Raw genomic sequence first — 20,520 nt, 5'->3', positions numbered from 1 at the left:
GAAAGCGATTCGTCGCTACATTCGGTTTTACAACCACCAACGATACCAGGAACATTTAAACGGCTTGACCCCGATAGCATACCGGAATCAAGCCGCTTAAGAGTTTTACTTATTTTCATTGTCTACTTGACGGGGATCAGTTCAGATGGGTGCCGGCCTTTTCTTTGTCTTTAATACAGAATCACTCTGCTTTTAGACTTTTTCTACAACGTACGTTGGCTTCTCAACGAATCTTTTGCCGCCGAGTTCTTCGGAATGATCGAAGTAGCCGCCGAATTTATAAACGACTTTGTACTCGCGGTCCGGCTCTGTAAACAACTGGTTTTCGTTGTTGGAGATGACCGTAACGTGGTTGTTTTCTACAAAGCTGTCAATTTCACTCGCTTTATAGTTTGTACCTGCGGTCAGTTCTGATACGGATTGGCTTCCCATATATAATCGCTCCTTTTCTTTATAATTTGTCCACTAGTACAATTATCCGGGATAAAACTGTGTTAATCATACGATTTAATAGCCGCCCCGGATATTTGGTTCCACGTCCTCTAAATAAAACTTCGTCAGCTTCTCCTGCTCCTCTTTAGAGAAGGAAGGCACACTGACTGCTTCAAGGCTGTCGGACACCTGTTTTTCATTCCGGAATCCTGGTATGACACAGGTGACATCGTCGTTGTCAAGAATCCAGCGCAGTGCTGCCTGCGCCATCGTGCCCCGTTCTTCTTTAATCCACTGGAGCGAGGTGCTGAGCTCCACGCCCTTCTGGAAAGGAAGGCCCGCGAATGTTTCTCCAACATTGAAGGCGTCTCCATCCCGGTTAAAATTGCGGTGGTCATCTTCAGCAAAGGTCGTTTCTTTTGTATATTTTCCCGTTAAAAGTCCGCTTGCGAGCGGTACGCGGGTCAGGATGCCGACGCCCTGCTTTTTCGCCTGTGGAAACAGTCGCTCTGCCGGCTTCTGGCGGAAAATATTATAGATTACCTGGAGGGCTTTGACGTTTGGATAATGAAGGCATTCCAGCCCTTCCTCCACGGTTTCTACGCTGACTCCATAATGCCGGATTTTTCCCTCGGCCTGCAGATCATCAAGAACCTGAAATACCGAGCCGTCTTTTAATATATCGATCGGCGGGCAGTGAATCTGATAAAGATCCAGGCGCTCACGTCCAAGCCGCTTCAGCGTAGCATCAAGGTAAGACGTAACACTTTCTTTCGAATAAGTATTTGGGTCATTAATGTCGCCGCCGCGCGCGAACTTGCTGGCCACGTGAATTTTATCCTCTTTTCCCTTTGTCGCTTTTCCGATTAACTCTTCGCTGTGGCCGTCACCGTAAACATCAGCCGTATCAAAAAAATTCACGCCGGCATCCATGGCAGCCTCAAGGCCACTGAGCGCTTCGTTATCATTTGTCGCTCCCCACGCGCCGCCAATAGCCCACGTGCCAAAGCTCAGTTCACTTACTTTTAATTCGGTGTTTCCCAACTGACGATATTGCACATCGTCCACCTGCCTTTTAATCAAAGTATGGTGTGCTAATCCCGTTTTTTACATATTTAAGCGTTCTCATGATTAAAGGTTTTGATTTAGGGAAATGTTTCCTATAATAAAACCAGCTTGTTTAAAAGGAGGCGAAGTCCTTGTATTTATTTAAAGAAAAATCGATCAGAAATACGATTGATGTTAATCAGCAGGCGCTTTCTCTCATTGAAGACGGATTCCGGCGCCTGCAGGCAGGTGAAGTAACCATGCCTCCTGTGCTCAGCATGCCTATCGCCGACAAAAACGGTGAGATGGATGCAAAGACGGCCTATGTTAAAGGCATGGATCAGTTTGCCCTGAAAATTTCGACCGGTTTTTTCGATAATCCGGACAAGGGGCTTCCAAGCCTCAGCGGCATGATGCTTTTGTTTCATTCAGATACCGGCTTCCCGGCAGCAGTGCTGCAGGATAATGGATACCTGACCGATGTGCGCACAGGAATTGCAGGAGCTACGGCAGCCAAGCACCTGGCTAAAGACGAGGCAAGGATTGCCGGTATAGTCGGGACGGGCACACAGGCACGCTTTCAGCTTCGAGCGCTGAAAATGGTACGTCCGTCGATTGAAAAAGTGTATGTATATGGACGCAAAAAAGAACGAATTGAAGCGTATCAGCGTGAAATGGAGCATGAGCTCGGCGTTACAACCGAAGCCGCCGATCTTGAAACAGTAGTACGAAACTGCGACGTACTCGTCACCACAACACCAGCGACAGAGCCGTTCATCAAAAAAGAATGGCTGCATCCGGGGCTTCATATTACAGCAATGGGCTCAGATGCCGCGGAAAAAAATGAAATCGAGCCGGACGTACTCGGAGCGGTGGATATTCTTGCATGTGATGCTGCCTCGCAGGTGTTTTCCATAGGAGAACACCGGACAGCAAAAGAAGCGGGAGTTATCGATGAAAGCAGAACTGTAGAAATCGGGGCGATTATCAGCGGAGATGCCCGTGGGCGGGAAACGATGGAGCAGGTAACCTTCTGTGACCTGACAGGCACCGGGGTGCAGGATACAGCCATTGCCGTCTACACGTACGACCAGCTCAAGGCCTCCGGAGAAGGACTCGAAATAACAGAAGACGAATAAACAAAGGGCGCCGGGTCAAGGATCCGGTGTCTTTTTTATGCTCTTTCCCAGAGAAAGGGTGGCGATTTTTGGAAAAAGTTATATAATTGTTTGTAAACGGTTTCAATAAAAGGGGGGGCTCGGTGGTGGGCGAACGGAGGAAGGGTTGGATGTTTGCTGTTTTCTTTCTCGGCTGTCTGGCCAGCCTGGCGGCCACCGTTTATTTCGGGACGAAGGCTTTTTACGTGGAGCCGGTAAATTCAGAGGAAAATGAAGTGTACCAGACGAGAGCAGCGCTCATCATGGAAGAAGCAGGAAATCCTTATTGGGAACAGATTGAAGAGGGCGCGACCGAAGCCGGAGAAGAGGCGGGGGTTTACGTCGAAACTTACGGGCCGTCTAAAGCGGATAAAGATGAGCAGCTTGAAACGATGAACCGGATGATTGAGAGCAATGTGGATGCTATTATCACCCAGGGCATTGATGATCCTGTTTTCCGTGAGCTGGTGCAAAAAGCGCTCGAAAAGGGGGTGCCGGTCATCACTGTAGACAGCGACGTGCCGGAAAGCGGGAGGCGCGCCTATATCGGCACGGATAATTATGAAGCCGGGGTTTTGGCAGGTGAAGAGCTGCTTCGGAATACAGAAGGAACGCAGCACGTCGGCATCGTTTCCGGAAGTGCGGAAACGGTCAATCAGCAGGAGAGGGTGGAGGGCTTTCAGGATACTGTGGAGGCAAGCGGCCGCGTGGAAATTAAGAATATTGGGTATTCGGGTATCTCCGAGATTGGAGCCGCCCAGGCCGCCTATAGTTTATTAAAGGAGAACCCTGACATCACGGCACTGTATGGTACAAGTGCTTTGGATGCTGTCGGCATGGCGCAGGGAATCGAAGAGATTGAAGGCGTCGGCGACCTGTATGTGATCGGGTTTGATACACTGCCCGAAACAGTACAGCTGATTGAAGATGGCACAATTGATGCCACGGTCCGTCAGCACCCTGTACAGATGGGGGAGCAGGCGGTGTATGATTTGGTACGGCTGAATCAACAGCAGTATGTGCCAACGGTACAGCATACAGACACCGTTATTTGGAGGGCTCCTGAAGCTGCCCGGGAAGGGGGTGCGGAGCAGTGATACGCTCTATTCGTTCAAAGATGTTGTTTTTTTCCTTTGCATTTATCCTGCTGTTTAACGCAGTGGCAATAGGTATTTACTGGAGCTCAGAGCGTATTACTAATGAATACAGTTCAAGCTTTGACCGCTTTGTATTACTGAATTCCATTTCCCGGCAGGCCGAAGAGTGGACAGCAGCGACGCAGCAGATCGCGACCAATCCTTCACAGGAAACGTGGGCCGCTTATTATCGGGCCTCAGGGGAAATGAAAGCACTGACAGAAGAGCTGGATAATGAAGAAAATCAGCCGGGATCCGTTGAAATGCAGAGCTACATGCAGCTGCTTGATTCGCTCGAACAAAACAGCGAAACAACTGCCGGATTCGTGCTTCAGGGGGATATTGAAAGATACGGAAGCAATCTCGCAGAAACCGAACAGTCGAATGCATATATACAGGAAAGCACCCTGACCCTTATCGATCAGTCCCTGACAGAGTATCAGCAGCTGTATGCCCAGCTGCAGGAACGCAATACCGCGTTCGCGTTTCGCTATTTTATTATATGTCTGTTTGCCACGTCGCTATTGATTGCTGCTTTTATTGCCTTCCGTTTCTCTTCAAGCATTACAAAGCCGGTGGGTGAATTATCCCGGGCAGCAGGAGAGGTATCGCGCGGCCACTTTCAGGGGGAACCGCTCCGTATCCGCTCCGGGGACGAACTGGAGCTTCTCGGCCGTACGTTCAACCGTATGCGGACAGACATTCATACGTATGTCGGCGAAATGGAAAAAAAGGCAGAAATGGATCAGCTCATGAAGCAGCTGGAGCTGAAGCATCTACAGAACCAAATTAATCCGCACTTTTTATTCAATACCCTGAACACGATTTCAAAGATGGCTTATTTGGAAGATGCGGAGGAAACGTCGGAATTGATAGAGTCTGTTTCTTCCCTGCTGCGCTACAGCCTGGGGAATATCGAAAAAGAAGTAACACTTCGGGACGAGCTGGAAGTGATCCGGAGCTACTTTCATATACAGGAAACAAGGTTCCGGAACCGCTTGTCTGCACATATTGAAATCGAAACAGACGAGCTTGATGTGCCTATCCCGAGATTGACGCTGCAGCCGGTAATCGAGAATGCCTTTATTCATGGAGTGGAAGGAATGGAGGAAAATGCTGAAGTGCGTGTGCAGGTGCGTCTGGAAAACAGTCAGATCGTCGTCCGGGTGATGGATAACGGTAAAGGAATGAACGAGAGGCAGCGCCAGCAGCTTCTTGGCGCGGGGGAAGAGCAGGAAGCGCACGTTGGTCATTCCACTGGTCTTGGCATGCAGAACGTCCGCAGGCGACTGGAATTATTCTTTCAGGCCGGGGAGCTTGTGGATGTGGAATCTGTGCCGGCACGGGGCACCACGGTAAAGCTGTGTATGCCGGTCAGAGAATGGCAGAAAGCAGGGGGGCAGGCAGGATGATACGACTATTGATGGCAGAGGATGAATGGCTCGAACGTAAAGCAATGAAAAAGCTGATAGCTTCGCATTTACCGGAAATTACAGTAATCGGAGAGGCAGAGAACGGACTCGACGCAGTGGAGCAGGCGATCGAAAGCAGGCCGGACATTATGCTGATGGATATTAAAATGCCGGGCTGTAACGGCCTCGAAGCCATACAGCGCATTCAGAAGGCGGCAGCCGGCATCCATTTTATTATGGTTACTGCCTACGATTCCTTCAACTATGCCCGGGAGGCGCTCGGGCTGGGCGTAAAGGAGTATTTGCTAAAGCCGGGTAAAAAAGAAGAAACCATTCAGACACTCATACGTGTGCAGGCGGCAGTGAACCAAAGCCGTCAGGAACAGAAGCAATACAGCCGCAGACTGCAAAAGCTCCTTTTCCAAAGCGTCTGTCACGGTGAACCGTACGAAGACCATGCCGATCTTCTTGCAGAAGCAGTGCCGGGCTGCTCATACGGTTTTGCAGCAGTCATGCGGGAGGAGGAAATGCCGGAGGATATAGAAGAAAGAATAGCCCGGTGGACCAATGATTCTTTTCTTACAGACCGTCAGCCGGGCGGCTGGTTTCGGGCTTTTTTCTTCCATGCGGGCAAAAGCAGGGGCTCTGAAGAGATCGAACGCCTGCGCCGCCGCATGCATTTTGAGCTCGGGGAAAAAGCAGCAATAGGAGTTTCTGAAAAAGAATACGACATGAAACAGCTTTTCCAGGCTTATGTGGAAGCACTGTCCAGTCTTGAAAAAGATCAGTACGCGCTGCCGGAACAGAGCAGCCAGTGGGTCTCCTCCATTGTGAATGCGCTGCGGACCGGGGAAGAAAAAGCCGCTGTCTATTATTGGAGCGAATGGTGGAGCACCCAGCCCCAAAAATCATCCAGGAGACATCTGTGGCTTCAGCTTGAAGAGCTGGTCAAGGAAATGGGCGGGACGCTCGAGGAGAACATGCCGTCGGATGCTGCGGAATGGAAGCGTCTCCTTCATATTGTGGGAGCATACCGCGGACTTCATTTTCGGGAGCATCACCAGATTGAAAAAGTAAAAGCCTACGTTAAAGAGCATTATGCCAAGCCGCTCCAGCTTGAAGATATGGCAGGATACGTGCAGTGGAGTCCTGCATATTTTTCCCACCAGTTTAAAGAAGTAACCGGGGTGTCATTTGTTGACTACGTCACGCGTGTAAGGATGCAGGAAGCAAAACGGATGCTTCAGGATCGCGAGCGGCCGTTAAAGGAAATCAGCATCAGTATCGGGTACAAAGACCCTAACTATTTCAGCCGAGTCTTCAAAAAGCAGGTGGGGTGCTCTCCGAAGCAGTATCAGCAGGGCAAAAAGTAATAGGATAAAGTAACCTAAAAATAATGCAGACAATCAAAAGATTGTATAGAAAATACTTCCATACAATTGCAGGAACCTAACTTATAATCAAAATTGTAAGCGTTATTATAAAATCATATTTATTCCTGCGAGGGGGAGGGTTCATGTTGAAAAAGAGTGTTGGTCTGGTAGGAAGTTCACTGCTGTTGTTCGGTTTGGCAGCCTGCGGGGGAGGCGGTTCGGATTCCGGCTCCGGTTCGGAAAATGAAGGCAGCTCCGGAGGCTCGGGGGAAGGCGGAAGCGACGCCGAAGTAGAAATCTTCAGCTGGTGGACAGGTGCTGGCGAGGAAGACGGCCTGATGGCTTTAATTGATATGTTTGAAGAGGAAAATCCCGACATTTCGGTGGAAAACGCCGCTGTAGCCGGCGGTGCCGGTACTAATGCGAAAGCAGTGCTTGCCACAAGAATGCAGGGTGACGACCCGCCGTCCACGTTCCAGGTGCACGGCGGAGCTGAGCTGAATGACAGCTGGGTGGCAGCAGACAAAATGGAGCCGCTCAATGATTTTTACGAAGAGGAAGAGCTGAATGACAAGTTTCCGGAAGAGCTCGTGGACATGGTCAGCTCAGATGGCGATATCTACTCCGTACCGGTCAATATTCACCGCGGGAACGTAATGTTTTACAACATGGAAGTATTTGAAGAAAATGACATCGAACCGCCGGGTAATGTTGACGAATTTTTTGAAGTCGCAGAAGAACTCGAGGCAGCAGGCGTGACGCCGCTTGCGATGGGTGATAAAGAGTCGTGGCCGGCTACGCAGATTTACGAAAATCTGCTGCTTGCCAACCTCGGTCCAGAAGACTATGAAGCCCTTTGGGCAGGAGAAGTCGGCTTTGACGACGAGCGCGTAGCAACAGCCACTGAGCAGTTTGGACAAATGCTTGAATATGTAAACGAAGATCACGCTTCGAGAAACTGGCAGGATTCAGCGCAGATGGTGGCAGACGGGGAAGCTGCCATGATTAACATGGGTGACTGGGCGAAGGGCTACTTTGTAAACGACCTTGGCCTCGAAGTAAATGAAGGCTTCGGCTACACGCCGTTCCCTGGCACTTCGGAAGAATTCATGGTCATCACTGATACGTTCGGTCTGCCAAAAGGGGTGGAAAACCCGGAACAGGTGAAAGAATTCCTGAGCGTCCTCGGTTCGAAGGAGGGACAGGACGCGTTTAACCCATTAAAAGGATCGATCCCGGCACGGGTGGATGCGGATGAGTCCAAATACGACGAATACGGCCAGGACACAATGGAAGATTTCCAGGAAACATCGCTTACGCCAAGTCTTGCTCACGGTTCAGCAGCCTCTGAAGGCTTCGTGACGAAGGCGAACCAGGCAGTAAATATCTTCGTTACCCAGGGTGATGAAGAAAAACTGATGGAATCCATGCAGACAGCGCTGGATGAAGAACAACAATAGAACGATTCACAGAAGGAAGCCCCGTGCCGGTGCAAGCGGTGCCGGGCTTCTTTTGTTTAAAGGAGGGATGGAAGATGGCCGACGAAGCAATGGACAAAACAGCAGCAAAAGACCGGGTGAAACGCAAAAAAGCAGTCAGGGACCGCTGGTGGGCCGTGGCGTTTACCGCCCCCTCGTTTTTACTGGTCGCTGTATTTGTATACGGATTCATCGGATGGACGGGATACGTTTCGTTCAGTAACTGGAACAGCCTGACGCCGGACTTTTCGTTTGCCGGTTTTGCAAATTATATCTACCTGTTTCAGGATTTTCGTTTTCAGGCGGATTTAAGAAACACCTTTTTTTTCACGCTTCTGTTTATCGGCTTTGTGATTGTGAGCGGGCTTGGCCTCGCTGTGCTTATCGACCAGAAGTTAAAGGCCGAAACGCTTTTTCGCAACATTTTTCTTTTTCCAATGGCGCTTTCCTTTGTCGTTACCGGGGTTGTCTGGCAGTGGCTTTTGAACCCGTCCACCGGATACAATACCTTTTTAGCATTCTTTGGCATCGAGCCGCTCTGGTACACTGATACGACTATTCTGGGTGGTTTTCAGTGGGGGAGTATTGAATTCGGTCTTCCTGTCGCCATTATCGCGCTTGTTATTGCGGCTGTCTGGCAGATGACCGGCTTTTCCCTGGCGATGTACCTGGCGGGCCTCAGGGGCATTCCGGAGGAGCTTCGGGAGGCTGCCCGGGTCGACGGGGCGTCGGAGTGGAAGGTATACATGAAGGTAGTTATTCCGCTGCTTCTGCCGATTACGGTAAGTGTTGTTATCATCATGGCGCACATCTCGCTGAAAATTTTTGACCTGGTATATGCCATGACCGGCTCGGGAGCGAATTTCGTAACCGACGTTCCGGGCGTGTATATGTTTGAAACGACATTCCGTGCCAACTACTATGCAAACGGTGCAGCCATCGCCATGGTGATGCTCATTCTGGTCGCTGTATTCATCGTACCGTACTTACTCGCCAATCGAAGGAGGGAAGGCTGATGGCCATTCGGTTAACGCCGGTGTTCAAATACGCACTCGCCATTTTCATGTCGCTTTTGTTTTTATCACCGATCTACGTCATCGTAGTCACCAGCCTGAAGCCGCTCGATGAAGTGAGTCTCGCTACGATGTGGGCCTTTCCGACAGCGATTGACTTTTCAAGCTATGCGGAGGCCTTTACGGCTCTGGCTCCGAACCTGGCAAACAGCTTTTATCTGGTTATCCCGGCAACGATTTTATCCGCGCTTCTCGGGGCCATGAATGGATATGTGCTGTCCAAATGGAAATTCAAGGGTTCGGAAATTCTTTTTACCGTGCTGCTGTTCGGGATGTTTATTCCGTATCAGAGCATCCTCATTCCGCTCATCCAATTTCTAAGGAGTATTGAATTGTACAACTCGATTCCGGGTTTGATTCTCACCCACGTCGTGTACGGTCTGCCGATTACGACCCTGATGTTTAGAAACTTTTATGCCAACATCCCCGATACGATGATTGAGGCAGCGAAAATCGACGGCGCGAGTTTTCTGCAGATATTTAGGCGCGTCATTATTCCGCTGTCCATAACGGGATTTGTCGTCGTGGCCATCTGGCAGTTTACAAACATCTGGAACGAATTTTTGTTTGCGGTAACGATCACAAACGCAGACAGCCAGCCGGTTATGGTGGCACTGCAGAATTTATCCGGCAGCCAGATCGTGCAGTGGAACGTGCAGATGGCCGGCGCCATGCTTGCCGCACTGCCGACGCTTATAGTCTATATCGTGCTTGGAAGATACTTTGTCCGTGGCCTGCTTGCCGGCTCGGTTAAAGGGTGATCGAAGCTTCTCTGCTCCGGCAGGGGAGCTTTTTTGTGTGCAGGCTTTTCAAATGATCAATTTTCCCTTCTCAATGCGTGAAGTCGTGTTAAAATAAGACAGTGATTAACCGGAACGTTAAAAGCGAGTATGTGCAGGCATAGAGAAAGGTGGCTCATCGTGGCAGACACAGCAAAGACCCCGGTAAAAGTCGCTATGACAACCAATATGCAGCAGGAAGATGAACGTGAAACCATTCAGCTGAACGCAGATGGCGAAATGTACGAAAAGCAGGAATGGACGTATGTCCGGTTCGAGGAAGAGCTCGAGGGCATAGGAAGGGTACAGACAACGCTGAAAATCGGAAATGCAGAGGTGATGGTACTCCGAAGCGGGGCCGTGGCCATGCGTCAGGTATACGCGTACGGCGAGCGTACCGAAGGCACCTACGACATGGGCTACGGCCGGCTTCATACAGAAGCGGTAACAGACCATCTGGCTGTGACAAAGGCCAACCTCGGCTGGGTGATGCATATTGATTTTCATTACCGGCTGGTACTGCAGGGGACGCCGGTAGGGCGTTACGAAATTTCGATCGTTATTGAGGAGGACGCATGAGCATATGAATATAATGGATCAGGTGAAAGAGCAGTTAAAAACAGAAATTGCGGCGGCAATTGAAGCGGCGGGGCTTGCCCGGGGAGAGGACGTCCCGGAAATTGTGCTTGAAACCCCGAAGGAAAAAAGCCATGGGGACTTTGCATCCAACGCAGCGATGAAGCTCGCAAGCGTGGCAAAAAAGGCTCCGAAGGCGATCGCCGAAGATATCGTGAACCACTTAAACACAAACAAAGCCTCCGTCAAAGAGGTTGAAATTGCGGGACCCGGCTTTATTAACTTTTTTATGGATAACCGTTATTTGATTGATGTGATTCCGGAAGTGCTTGACCAGGGAGCGGATTATGGCCGCTCTGATGTTGGAAGGCAGAAGAAGGTTCAGGTGGAGTTTGTATCGGCGAACCCGACCGGCAATCTGCATCTCGGCCATGCCCGCGGTGCGGCCGTTGGGGACTCGCTCTGCAACATTCTGGACTTTGCCGGCTACGACGTGACGCGTGAATATTATATTAACGATGCCGGCAACCAGATCGTAAACCTGGCAAGATCGGTCGAAAGCCGGTACTTTGAAGCCCTTGGCATGGACATGGAAATGCCTGAAGGCGGCTATCAGGGAGCAGACGTGCGCCAGTTCGGCGAAGAGCTTGCAGGCGAACAGGGAGACCGGTTCGTTCACGTCGAGGAAGAAGAAAGGCTCGAGTTTTTCCGTGAGTACGGCCTGAAGCGTGAAATCGAAAAGCTGAAGCAGGATCTTGAGCAGTTTAGAGTCCGTTTTGATGTGTGGTATTCGGAAACCTCTCTTTATACAAACGGCAATGTTGAAGAAACGCTGCAATACCTGCACGACCAGGGAGAAACATACGAAGAGGACGGGGCAGTATGGTTCCGCTCGAGCCGATACGGGGACGATAAAGACCGTGTGCTTGTGAAAAATGATGGTACCTATACGTATCTGCTGCCGGATATTTCGTACCACCGGGACAAATTCGGCCGCGGCTTTGAAAAGGTTATTAATATCTGGGGGGCGGACCACCACGGCTATATTCCGCGGATGGAAGCAGCAGTGCAGGCGCTTGGTTATGACAAAGAACAGCTCGAAACGCAGATTATTCAAATGGTGAATCTGTTTGAAAACGGCGAGCGTGTGAAAATGAGCAAACGGACCGGTAAAGCGGTAACGCTGAAGGATCTCATGGAAGAAGTCGGCATCGATGCGACCCGGTATTTCTTTGCGATGAGAAGCCCGGACACTCACATGGACTTTGACCTGAGCCTGGCCAAATCGCAGTCCAATGAAAATCCGGTATACTACGTGCAGTATGCTCATGCACGGCTTTGCAGCATCTTCCGTCAGGCGGAGGAACGCGGCATAACCTTTGATCCGGCGGCAGATTTAACGCCGATTCACAGTGAAAAAGAACTGGACGTACTGAAAAAAATCGGGGAATTCCCGGAAGAAGTGGCGATTGCAGCGGATAAATACGCTCCGCACCGCATGACTACCTATCTTCATGAACTGGCTTCTGCATTTCACAGCTTTTACAATGCGGACCGCGTGATGGACGCAGAGGATGAGCCGAAAACTCAGGCAAGGCTCGTACTGGCGAAGGCAGTCCAGACAACGGTGCAGAACGGCCTGGATCTTATCGGCGTGAACGCGCCGGAAACGATGTAATAACGACGAAGGCACCACCCGAAATGGGCGGTGCCTTTTTGTTATGCTTTGGCGGGAGCTTTTTCATATGCGGATTCGATCTGTTCGTCGACCGGGAACCTGGTTCCCACATAGGCACGGGCCCGTTTAACAAAAAGGGCGATAACAATCAGTGTACCGACAGCTGCAATAATATAACTCAATTCCATCGGAAACCCGAAGCCGATCGGCGCGTTTAAAATGTAGGTGAATGTTGCCATAGTCATGAACGTAGCTGGAACCGAAGCGACCCAGTGGTTTTTCCCGGCGAGCACGAGATACATGGCACCTACCCACAGTGCGATCATGGCGGTGGACTGGTTGGCCCAGGAAAAGTACCGCCATAAAATAGTGAAGTCCATGTTCGTTAAAGCAAACGAAGCGGCAAACAATGGAAGCGCGATCCAAAGCCGGTTCGGCATTTTCTTTTGATTGATCCGGAAGTAGTCGGCAATGATCATCCGTGCGCTTCTAAACGAAGTGTCGCCGGATGTGATTGGAAGAACGATAACCCCAATGACTGCAAGCGTACCGCCGACGGCACCAAGCATCGTCATGGAAACTTCACTAACCACAGCTCCGGGACCGCCGGCAGCGATGATTTCATTCAGGGAAACGCCGTTAAAAATGCTCATGGCAGCAGCGGCCCAGATCATGGCGATGATGCCTTCGGCGATCATCATGCCGTAGAAAATTTTTCTTCCGCTGCCTTCGCTCTGGGTGGTGCGGGAAATAATTGGTGTCTGGGTGGCATGAAAGCCGGAAATAGCCCCACAGGAGATAGTTAAAAAGAGCAGCGGAAAAATAGGTGCCTGATCCGGATGCATGTTTTGGAACGAAAGCTCCGGAATCGGCTGTCCCTGAACGATAAGTCCTCCTCCGATACCGATAGCGCTGAGCAGAAGGAGCGCCCCGAGGATCGGATAAATTTTGCCGATAATTTTATCGACCGGCAGAAGTGTTGCAAGAGTATAATAGGCGAAAATAACGGTGATAATAGCAGCAAGGCCGATTCCTGCTGGAAGAATACCGCTCAGCAGCTCCGCAGGAGCGGTGACGAAAACGGTTCCAACCAGTAATAAAAGAAGAACGGAAAACCCATTTACAATATGTTTCATCGACTTGCCGAGAAATTTGCCGGCAAGCTGCGGAAGGTGGGCGCCACCGTTTCGTATAGAAATCATTCCGGTTAAGTAATCATGCACCGCTCCGGCAAAAATAGCGCCGAACACGATCCATAAAAAAGCAACTGGGCCGTAAAGAGCGCCCATAATCGGACCGAAAATGGGACCGACGCCGGCAATATTCAGCAGCTGAATCATGGAGTTCCGCTTCGTCCCCATAGGGAGGTAGTCTACGTTATCCTGTTTAGTGAAGGCAGGAGTCGCCCGTTTTTCATTTGTAGTGAATAATTTTTCAATAAAAGCGCCGTATGTAAAATAGCCGATAATCAACAATGCTACTGCGATGATGAAAGTAATCATGGTGTCGTCCTCCTGGTAAATTTGAATACGCTTACAAATTAGTTATACAATTGGAAATCATAAAAGTCAAGCAGAAAATGAGGCAGGTCCGCGCGGTTTTTATTGCAGATAGGAAGGGTAAATAATGGTAGATCGAGAAGAATAACAGGAAGACATGCTACCATGCAGAAGGAGGAGACGATATGGCCGTAGTTATCCGTTCGATGGAGTACAAAGATTTGGACCGAATCCGTGAAGTGGCAAGAGAATGCTGGTACGACGCCTATGAGGGCATTATTCCGCTGCCGGCCCAGGAGATGTATTTAAGTCAGGCCTACAACGATGAGATGTTAATGCGCCGAATATCCAAGCATACCTCCAAGGTGGCCGAAGTGGACGGGAAGGTCGTGGGATTTTCTGATTTAGGACCGATCGACGATAAGCGAAGCTGTAAAATGTCTGCTATGTACCTGCTTCCTGATTATCAAAGCCAGGGGATTGGAAAACAGCTGTTTGACGAAACGCTGCTGGAAGAGCCGAATGCTAAAAAGATACGCGTCTATATAGAGGAAAAAAATACACGCGGTCAGAAATTTTATGAAAAACAGGGGTTCGAGAAAAAGGAAAAGCTTCAGGGGGAATTCGGCGGCTATCAGATTCCGATGCTGATTATGGAGAAGGAGATGTAAGGAAATTCGACTAAGGCCGCTACATCCTGTAGCAACGTCGAACTGACCCGCGTCGTGCGGGCCCGAAAAGCGGAGGAAGCCTGACCAGCGACGCGGACCCTGGAAGAGCTTTGGAAGCGACGTCGCTGGCTTCCGGAGCTGGACAGGGAGAACCGTGGCCAACTAATGGAGGAAATAACAACACCTGGGTCAGCGCTTCTATAAAATAAAAAAGCTGCTCCTCTTTTGTGAGGAAGCAGCTTTGCACTTGATAAATGATTATTTTAATGGGTTACTTCATTTTTTAATAGAACGATGCGGTGGTAAGGAAATTCTTCTTCTTTTCCCACAATTGGATAATCACTGAATTCTACAATAACCGTGCGTTCAAATTCAGAAATAACTTTCATTTCATAGCCTTCGTAATGAACGACTTCTCCGGGTTCGAATTGGTCAAATTGCTTTTCGCCAGCCATTTACATCAACACCTTTTGACTTTATTAAATTATATTACCCTTTTTTATAATGATTAAACATCACTTGAAAGTACAGGCATAATACGTATATTCTCGTGAAACAGGAACGATTTGTCAATATAGTTGCAGCAGACTGGTAAATCAGCTAAACTAATTGAAGTTTTTGAAGGAACGAAAAAATGGAGGATCGTCATGAGCCTGGAAGAAAAAGAGAAAAAGCTGCAGCAGCTCACAGCCAAAGAAGCGCTTCTTGGTGTTGCTATTGCTGTGGGCCATTTTATTTGGTGGTTTGGTTTTGCATATGGGCTTGGGGGCAGAGCCCCTCAGAATTATCAGTACATACTAGGTATGCCTGACTGGCTTTTTTACAGCTGCGTACTCGGGCCGCTGCTTTTACTCATTACTCTTTGGTTTGTCGTAAAGTTCGTCCTCCGCGATATTCCTCTTGATCAGGAGGAAGACCGATGAATTTAGAAGTGATTGTGCCATTAGTCGTTTTTTTACTTTTTACGTTTGCGATTGGTATCTGGTCTGCTAAAAAAAGGACGGGAGCTGCATCTTTTCTTCATGACTACTATTTAGGAAGCCGTGAGCTTGGAGGGCTGGTGCTCGCCATGACAATGGTTGCGACATACGGCAGTGCGAGCAGCTTTGTTGGAGGCCCAGGCATTGCCTACGACCGTGGGCTTGGCTGGGTGCTGTTATCCATGGCCCAGGTGGTTACCGGCTATTTCACGCTGATGATCCTCGGCAAGCGGTTTGCCGTCATGGCCCGCCGGTACCGGGCTGTCACGCTCGTGGATTTTCTCCGCTCCCGATATAATAACGGACTGGTCGTTATTTTAGGAGCATTCAGCATCGTCATCTTTTTATTTTCCGCTATGGCCGCCCAGTGGGTAGGCGGAGCGAGGCTGATCGAATCGGTCACCGGCATGAGCTATCAGGCGTCCCTGTTTCTGTTTGCAGCAGCGGTGCTGTTTTATGTAATCATCGGAGGCTTCCGGGCAGTGGTGGTTACAGACGCGGTGCAGGGTATTATTATGGTCGTCGGTACGCTGATCATTTTTACCGCTACACTGATAGCAGGAGGAGGCATGAACAATATTATGACCTCCCTGTATCAGGAAAACCCAAACCTCGTTACGCCGTTCGGCGCAGACGGGGATTTAACCGCACTCTATGTATCATCATTCTGGATTTTAGTCGGTGTGGGAGTGGTCGGGCTGCCCCAGGTGGCAGTCCGGGCGATGTCGTATAAAAGCTCGGCTGCTATGCACCGTGCGCTTCTGATCGGAACGGCAGTGGTTGCTTTTATGATGTTTGGCATGCATATGGCCGGGGTGATGGGCCGCGTCGTCGTCCCGGATATTGAAGTTGCCGATACCGTTATGCCGGAGCTGACGATGACTGTCCTTCCTGGATGGCTGGCCGGTATCGTACTGGCAGCGCCAATGGCGGCTATCATGAGCACCGTGGATTCTCTGCTTCTGATGATCAGCTCCTCGGTAGTTAAAGACGTATACATTAACTATATCAGGCCGGACGCTTCGGAAAACCGAATACGCCTGCTGAGCCTGATTGTTACGGCAGCAGTTGGCATTATCGTTGTAGCTATTTCGTGGAGCCCGCCGAAGTTTTTAATCTGGCTGAATCTGTTTGCCTTTGGAGGGCTGGAAGCCGCGTTTATCTGGCCCATAGTTTTAGGGCTGTATTGGAAAAAGGCAAACGGATGGGGAGCACTTGCAGCGATGATCACCGGTATCGCGTCATACATGATTATTTCGATCTGGCTCCCGGGGTGGCTCGGTATGCATGAAGTGGCCATGCCTGTTCTATTTTCTCTTGCAGCGTTTGTACTCGTGTCTCTTATCACAGGCCGGCAGCAGAACGAATGGACGCCCCTGGAAAACAATTAGGCAGGCGGCCGGTAAATTCTATCAGTAAGAATTGAATAATAATTATGGAATTTTCCTTCGAAATATGTTTATAATTTTAGGTATGAATTTTCGTAGCGATGAAGCGATTAATATAAAGGAATCAGCATAAGGGCATGTTCGTGAAAAGGAGCGATGAAGCTGTGAAAATAAACGAGTTGAGCGAAGAAAAAGTACGGGAAATGTCTTCGATGGAACTGGCGTATATGATCCTCGAGGAAGAGGGCGGAGCATCAGGCTATACGAGAGTAATGGACCGTCTGACGGAATTAAAAGGGTACACAGAAGAGGAAAGAAAAAGCCGGATGATCAAATTGTTTACATCTATGAATCTGGATGGACGGTTTGTGCACCTGGGCGAAAACCACTGGGGTCTTCGCGGATGGTATCCTCTTGATCAGTCAGATGAAGAGCTGAGCCATACAGTACAGGGTTCCGATGAACTTGCTGATGAGATTGATCCGGAGGAAGAAACGTATGACGACGACCTGGTGGATATTTCCGATGACCTGGACGCCATTTCTAAAAAAGACGATGCCGATGAAGACACGTTTGATGATAACGATCTTGAAGGCTTTGAGCCGGGTAACTCGGGACCAGGCTTCGACGAAGATGAAGAAGATGAAGAAGACAGTGAAAGCGACAATACCGAGGAAAGTGAAGAAGAGAACCGTTAATTTTATCGTGGTCAAATCTTGACTTTCGAAACTCGTATAGGTACAATCATTTTTGGGCTGTGACGTAAAGGTGAAAATGATACCTATATAAGCATGAACGACAAACAAAAGTGTGCCCCCTCCATATGGTGGCAGGGCGCCACTTTTGTTTTTTTTATGATTAAAGAAAAGCGCAGAAGCCTTGCTCAACCGCGACAGGTACTTCCCAGACGCGCAGGGCAGCCTGCTGCCCGGAGTCGGCTGGAAAGTAACCCCGAGCGGTTAGGCTTCGAAGCTGGACAAAGAAAAGCGGAGCCGACCTGTATGGCCGCTCCGGAACCTGAAAGAACTATTTTAAAGAACATTTATATAAAGAGAGGCAGATAGGTATATGGCGAGTAAATATATTTTCGTTACTGGCGGCGTTGTATCTTCGTTAGGTAAAGGCATTACAGCAGCTTCCCTCGGAAGACTGCTTAAAAACAGAGGACTTAGTGTTACTATCCAAAAGTTTGACCCATATATCAACGTGGACCCGGGAACAATGAGCCCGTATCAGCACGGGGAAGTTTTCGTTACAGACGACGGAGCGGAAACAGACCTGGATCTCGGACACTATGAACGCTTTATCGATATCAACCTCAGCAAAAACAGCAATGTCACGACCGGAAAAGTATACTCGTCCGTTATTCGCAAAGAACGGCGCGGCGACTATCTCGGCGGCACCGTACAGGTTATTCCGCACGTCACAAATGAAATCAAGGAACGGGTGTACCGGGCAGGAAGAGAAACAGGAGCCGATGTAGTAATTACAGAAATCGGCGGTACGGTCGGCGATATTGAAAGCCTGCCGTTTCTTGAAGCCATTCGTCAGATCAAAAGCGATGTCGGACGCGACAACGTAATGTACGTGCACTGTACGTTAATTCCATACTTATCCGCAGCAGGAGAAATGAAGTCCAAACCGACGCAGCACAGCGTTAAAGAGCTGCGAGGCATCGGTATCCAGCCGAACGTCATTGTACTCCGGACCGAAAAGCCGGTACCGGAAAACATGAAGGAAAAAATCGCATCGTTCTGCGACGTGCCTTCAGAATCGGTCATTGAAGCAGGGGATGCAGAAGTGTTGTACCAGATCCCGCTTGAACTGCAGCGCCAGCATATGGATCAGATTGTCTGCGATCACCTGAAGCTGACAGCGCCGCCGGCAGAAATGACGGAATGGACAGCGCTCGTCGACCGGGTGAAAAACTTAAGCAAAACGGTACGTATTGCCCTGGTGGGAAAATATGTAGCGCTTCCGGATGCGTATCTTTCAGTGGCGGAGTCGCTGAAGCACGCCGGCTACCACTTTGATGCAGACATTGAAATCGACTGGGTGCAGTCGGAGGATCTGGATAAAAATAATGTGGCAGAGCGCCTGAAGGATGCCGATGGCATTCTTGTGCCCGGAGGCTTCGGCGACCGGGGCATCCAGGGCAAGATTGAAGCGATCACCTATGCCCGTGAACAGAAAATTCCGTTTCTCGGCATTTGTCTTGGCATGCAGCTTGCAAGCGTGGAATTTGCGAGAAACGTGGCAGGCATAGAGGATGCAGGTTCGGCAGAATTTCATCCCGACGCCAAAAACGCTGTGATCGACCTGCTTCCGGAGCAGAAGGATGTAGAAGATCTTGGCGGCACGCTCCGGCTCGGTCTTTACCCTTGTAAGCTAAAAGAAGGCTCCCGGGCCAAGGAAGCCTATGATGAGGCGGAGATCGTCTACGAGCGTCACCGCCACCGCTATGAATTCAGCAATGCCTACAGAGAGCAGCTCGAAAACAACGGATTTATCTTCAGTGGTACGAGTCCGGACGGACGTCTGGCAGAAATTATTGAAGTAGCAGACCATCCTTACTTTGTTGCTTCGCAGTTTCACCCGGAATTTGTTTCCCGTCCGACCCGCCCGCAGCCTTTGTTCCGCGAATTTATCCGTTACTCCGCAGGGGAATAAATGAAAGTAAGCCTGGATGGCATAGACCATCCAGGCTTCTTTGTGCAGAATACTCCTGTTTTATTCGAGTTCATCTGATAATTCTTTAATATATAAATATAAAAGCTGACCAGCGAACAAGGCTGACAAAGCAAATGGATCCCCGTAGCGCCCGCCCTTTTCATCCGGAATGACCGGGTCGGCCGATGGTGCTGAAATATGGCAGTTTAACGGCCCGAGCAGTTCATTGAGCCGGGCGTCGTCCTGTGTGTAAATAATTAAAGGTGTTTCGCTGTTTTGGCACGTCTGGATAAACGAAAGCATCTCCTCGCGTTCGTCGGGATGAATGATTAAAAGCAAACGGTCGACCTCGGCCAGGGCTTCGGTATCGGGAGAAGGTATAATGGCCGTTGTTCCTTCCGGGGCGTCCGGTTGAGCGGCAAGCGCCAGGGCAATGGAATGAGCGGACGGAGATCCCGCGACCCATAGCCTGCCGAGTCCTCTGACAGCTTGGACAGCCAGGCGGGCTGCGTCTTCAAACTCTTCCTCCTGATCCATGATGCTTTGAAATTTACCCTGAAGCTGGGTGGAAAAAATTTTCATGAAAATCCTCTTTTCTGCTTTGAAATTAATGGGTGGATGAAACACACGTGGTCATAAATCTCATAGTAATATATACTGCAGGGAGAAGAAAGTAGAGAAGGAGGAATTCATGCAATGGAAGGGGTGTTAATTGTAGATGATCAAATGGGAATCCGGCTTCTCTTAAAAGAGGTACTCGAAGAAGAGGGATACACCGTCAAAGAAGCACATAACGGCGAGCTTGCTTTACATATGGTGGAAGAATGGACGCCGGAAATCTTTATCATCGATATGAAACTCCCGGGGATCGACGGGCTCACGCTGCTTAAAGAGCTTCAAAGCGCCTCCCGCCTCGAAGACGCCTACGTGATTATAATGACTGCCTTTGGCGAGAAGGAACAGGTGGAAGCGGCCAGGCAGAACGGAGCGGATTACTATATCACCAAGCCGTTTGACATTGAAAACTTAAAGAGCGTCATCGGCAAACTTTCGCAAGAAGGGTGACAACTGGCCTCGATATGCTATAATGAAAAAAGAATTTGAGTAAGATCTACATAGCATAGTCGGTTTGTTTTCAAGCGGAAGTATCTGACAGTGAAGACACCCTGAT

General features: G+C 49.6%; 21 protein-coding genes. 16 read left to right on the top strand and 5 right to left on the bottom strand.

Annotated elements, in window-relative coordinates; genetic code table 11:
• Positions 1-7 precede the first annotated feature (7 nt).
• Positions 8-100: an IS3 family transposase gene (locus tag ACTTK7_RS08865; RefSeq protein WP_462867518.1), complete on the top strand. Its 93-nt coding sequence runs from the start codon at positions 8-10 to the stop codon at positions 98-100.
• Between the two features lie 92 nt (positions 101-192).
• On the opposite strand, the gene ACTTK7_RS08860 is transcribed toward ACTTK7_RS08865, so the two are convergent.
• Positions 193-432 (bottom strand): hypothetical protein, encoded by a 240-nt coding sequence (locus ACTTK7_RS08860; RefSeq protein WP_322525546.1) that lies wholly within the window; start codon positions 430-432, stop codon positions 193-195.
• A 75-nt stretch (positions 433-507) separates the two neighbouring features.
• A complete protein-coding gene (locus tag ACTTK7_RS08855) occupies positions 508-1,491 on the bottom strand; it encodes an aldo/keto reductase (protein WP_462867509.1) in 984 nt (327 codons plus the stop codon).
• Between the two features lie 140 nt (positions 1,492-1,631).
• Between ACTTK7_RS08855 and ACTTK7_RS08850 the strand changes: the two genes are divergently transcribed.
• The 9 genes from ACTTK7_RS08850 (at position 1,632) to argS (ending at position 12,141) form a co-directional block, all read left to right on the top strand.
• Positions 1,632-2,618: a cyclodeaminase gene (locus tag ACTTK7_RS08850; protein WP_462867507.1), complete on the top strand. Its 987-nt coding sequence runs from the start codon at positions 1,632-1,634 to the stop codon at positions 2,616-2,618.
• Between the two features lie 125 nt (positions 2,619-2,743).
• A complete protein-coding gene (locus tag ACTTK7_RS08845; protein WP_462867506.1) occupies positions 2,744-3,733 on the top strand; it encodes a substrate-binding domain-containing protein in 990 nt (329 codons plus the stop codon).
• Positions 3,730-5,184, top strand: coding sequence for a sensor histidine kinase (locus ACTTK7_RS08840; protein WP_462867504.1), 1,455 nt, complete (start codon positions 3,730-3,732; stop codon positions 5,182-5,184). Before ACTTK7_RS08845 ends, ACTTK7_RS08840 begins: the two co-directional genes overlap by 4 nt.
• Complete coding sequence (locus tag ACTTK7_RS08835; protein WP_462867502.1) at positions 5,181-6,557, top strand: response regulator transcription factor; 1,377 nt, start codon at positions 5,181-5,183, stop codon at positions 6,555-6,557. Before ACTTK7_RS08840 ends, ACTTK7_RS08835 begins: the two co-directional genes overlap by 4 nt.
• A 143-nt stretch (positions 6,558-6,700) precedes the next feature.
• On the top strand, positions 6,701-8,017 hold the full coding sequence (locus ACTTK7_RS08830; protein WP_462867500.1) for an ABC transporter substrate-binding protein: 1,317 nt from the start codon (positions 6,701-6,703) through the stop codon (positions 8,015-8,017).
• Positions 8,018-8,106: 89 nt separating this feature from the next.
• Entirely contained in the window at positions 8,107-9,051 is a 945-nt protein-coding gene (locus ACTTK7_RS08825; RefSeq protein WP_462867517.1) for a carbohydrate ABC transporter permease, read from the top strand.
• Positions 9,051-9,869: a carbohydrate ABC transporter permease gene (locus tag ACTTK7_RS08820; RefSeq protein WP_462867499.1), complete on the top strand. Its 819-nt coding sequence runs from the start codon at positions 9,051-9,053 to the stop codon at positions 9,867-9,869. Before ACTTK7_RS08825 ends, ACTTK7_RS08820 begins: the two co-directional genes overlap by 1 nt.
• Positions 9,870-10,028: 159 nt before the next feature.
• The gene (locus ACTTK7_RS08815) at positions 10,029-10,466 is read left to right on the top strand and encodes a YwiB family protein (RefSeq protein WP_462867497.1); all 438 of its coding nucleotides are present in this window, start codon (positions 10,029-10,031) and stop codon (positions 10,464-10,466) included.
• Positions 10,467-10,470: 4 nt separating this feature from the next.
• Complete coding sequence (argS, locus tag ACTTK7_RS08810) at positions 10,471-12,141, top strand: arginine--tRNA ligase (protein WP_462867495.1); 1,671 nt, start codon at positions 10,471-10,473, stop codon at positions 12,139-12,141.
• Between the two features lie 41 nt (positions 12,142-12,182).
• On the opposite strand, the gene ACTTK7_RS08805 is transcribed toward argS, so the two are convergent.
• Positions 12,183-13,643 (bottom strand): carbon starvation CstA family protein, encoded by a 1,461-nt coding sequence (locus ACTTK7_RS08805; protein WP_462867493.1) that lies wholly within the window; start codon positions 13,641-13,643, stop codon positions 12,183-12,185.
• Positions 13,644-13,825: 182 nt separating this feature from the next.
• On the opposite strand from ACTTK7_RS08805, the gene ACTTK7_RS08800 reads away from it, so the two are divergent.
• Positions 13,826-14,311 carry an N-acetyltransferase family protein gene (locus ACTTK7_RS08800; RefSeq protein WP_462867491.1) on the top strand — a complete coding sequence of 162 codons (486 nt, stop codon included), beginning with the start codon at positions 13,826-13,828 and terminating at the stop codon, positions 14,309-14,311.
• Between the two features lie 263 nt (positions 14,312-14,574).
• Here the strand turns inward: ACTTK7_RS08800 and ACTTK7_RS08795 are convergent, their stop codons facing one another.
• Complete coding sequence (locus ACTTK7_RS08795) at positions 14,575-14,766, bottom strand: hypothetical protein (RefSeq protein ID WP_022794603.1); 192 nt, start codon at positions 14,764-14,766, stop codon at positions 14,575-14,577.
• 192 nt (positions 14,767-14,958) lie between these two features.
• Here ACTTK7_RS08795 and ACTTK7_RS08790 point away from each other — a divergent pair, with 192 nt between their 5' ends.
• The 4 genes from ACTTK7_RS08790 to ACTTK7_RS08775 all read left to right on the top strand — a co-directional run bounded on the left by ACTTK7_RS08790 (position 14,959) and on the right by ACTTK7_RS08775 (position 19,349).
• Positions 14,959-15,234: a YhdT family protein gene (locus ACTTK7_RS08790; RefSeq protein ID WP_462867489.1), complete on the top strand. Its 276-nt coding sequence runs from the start codon at positions 14,959-14,961 to the stop codon at positions 15,232-15,234.
• The gene (panF, locus tag ACTTK7_RS08785; RefSeq protein WP_462867488.1) at positions 15,231-16,682 is read left to right on the top strand and encodes a sodium/pantothenate symporter; all 1,452 of its coding nucleotides are present in this window, start codon (positions 15,231-15,233) and stop codon (positions 16,680-16,682) included. Before ACTTK7_RS08790 ends, panF begins: the two co-directional genes overlap by 4 nt.
• A gap of 161 nt (positions 16,683-16,843) precedes the next feature.
• Positions 16,844-17,377, top strand: a complete 534-nt coding sequence (rpoE, locus tag ACTTK7_RS08780; protein WP_462867486.1) for a DNA-directed RNA polymerase subunit delta — start codon at positions 16,844-16,846, stop codon at positions 17,375-17,377.
• A 370-nt stretch (positions 17,378-17,747) separates the two neighbouring features.
• Positions 17,748-19,349, top strand: coding sequence for a CTP synthase (locus ACTTK7_RS08775; protein WP_322525556.1), 1,602 nt, complete (start codon positions 17,748-17,750; stop codon positions 19,347-19,349).
• Positions 19,350-19,409: 60 nt separating this feature from the next.
• On the opposite strand, the gene ACTTK7_RS08770 is transcribed toward ACTTK7_RS08775, so the two are convergent.
• The gene (locus ACTTK7_RS08770) at positions 19,410-19,931 is read right to left on the bottom strand and encodes a DUF2529 family protein (protein WP_462867485.1); all 522 of its coding nucleotides are present in this window, start codon (positions 19,929-19,931) and stop codon (positions 19,410-19,412) included.
• A gap of 114 nt (positions 19,932-20,045) precedes the next feature.
• Here ACTTK7_RS08770 and ACTTK7_RS08765 point away from each other — a divergent pair, with 114 nt between their 5' ends.
• The gene (locus ACTTK7_RS08765; RefSeq protein WP_462867483.1) at positions 20,046-20,414 is read left to right on the top strand and encodes a response regulator; all 369 of its coding nucleotides are present in this window, start codon (positions 20,046-20,048) and stop codon (positions 20,412-20,414) included.
• Positions 20,415-20,520 lie beyond the last annotated feature (106 nt).

Source organism: Marinococcus tarijensis (assembly GCF_054971385.1).
The sequence above is the reverse complement of the archived record's forward strand: the minus strand, read 5'-3'. Positions and strand labels throughout refer to the sequence as shown.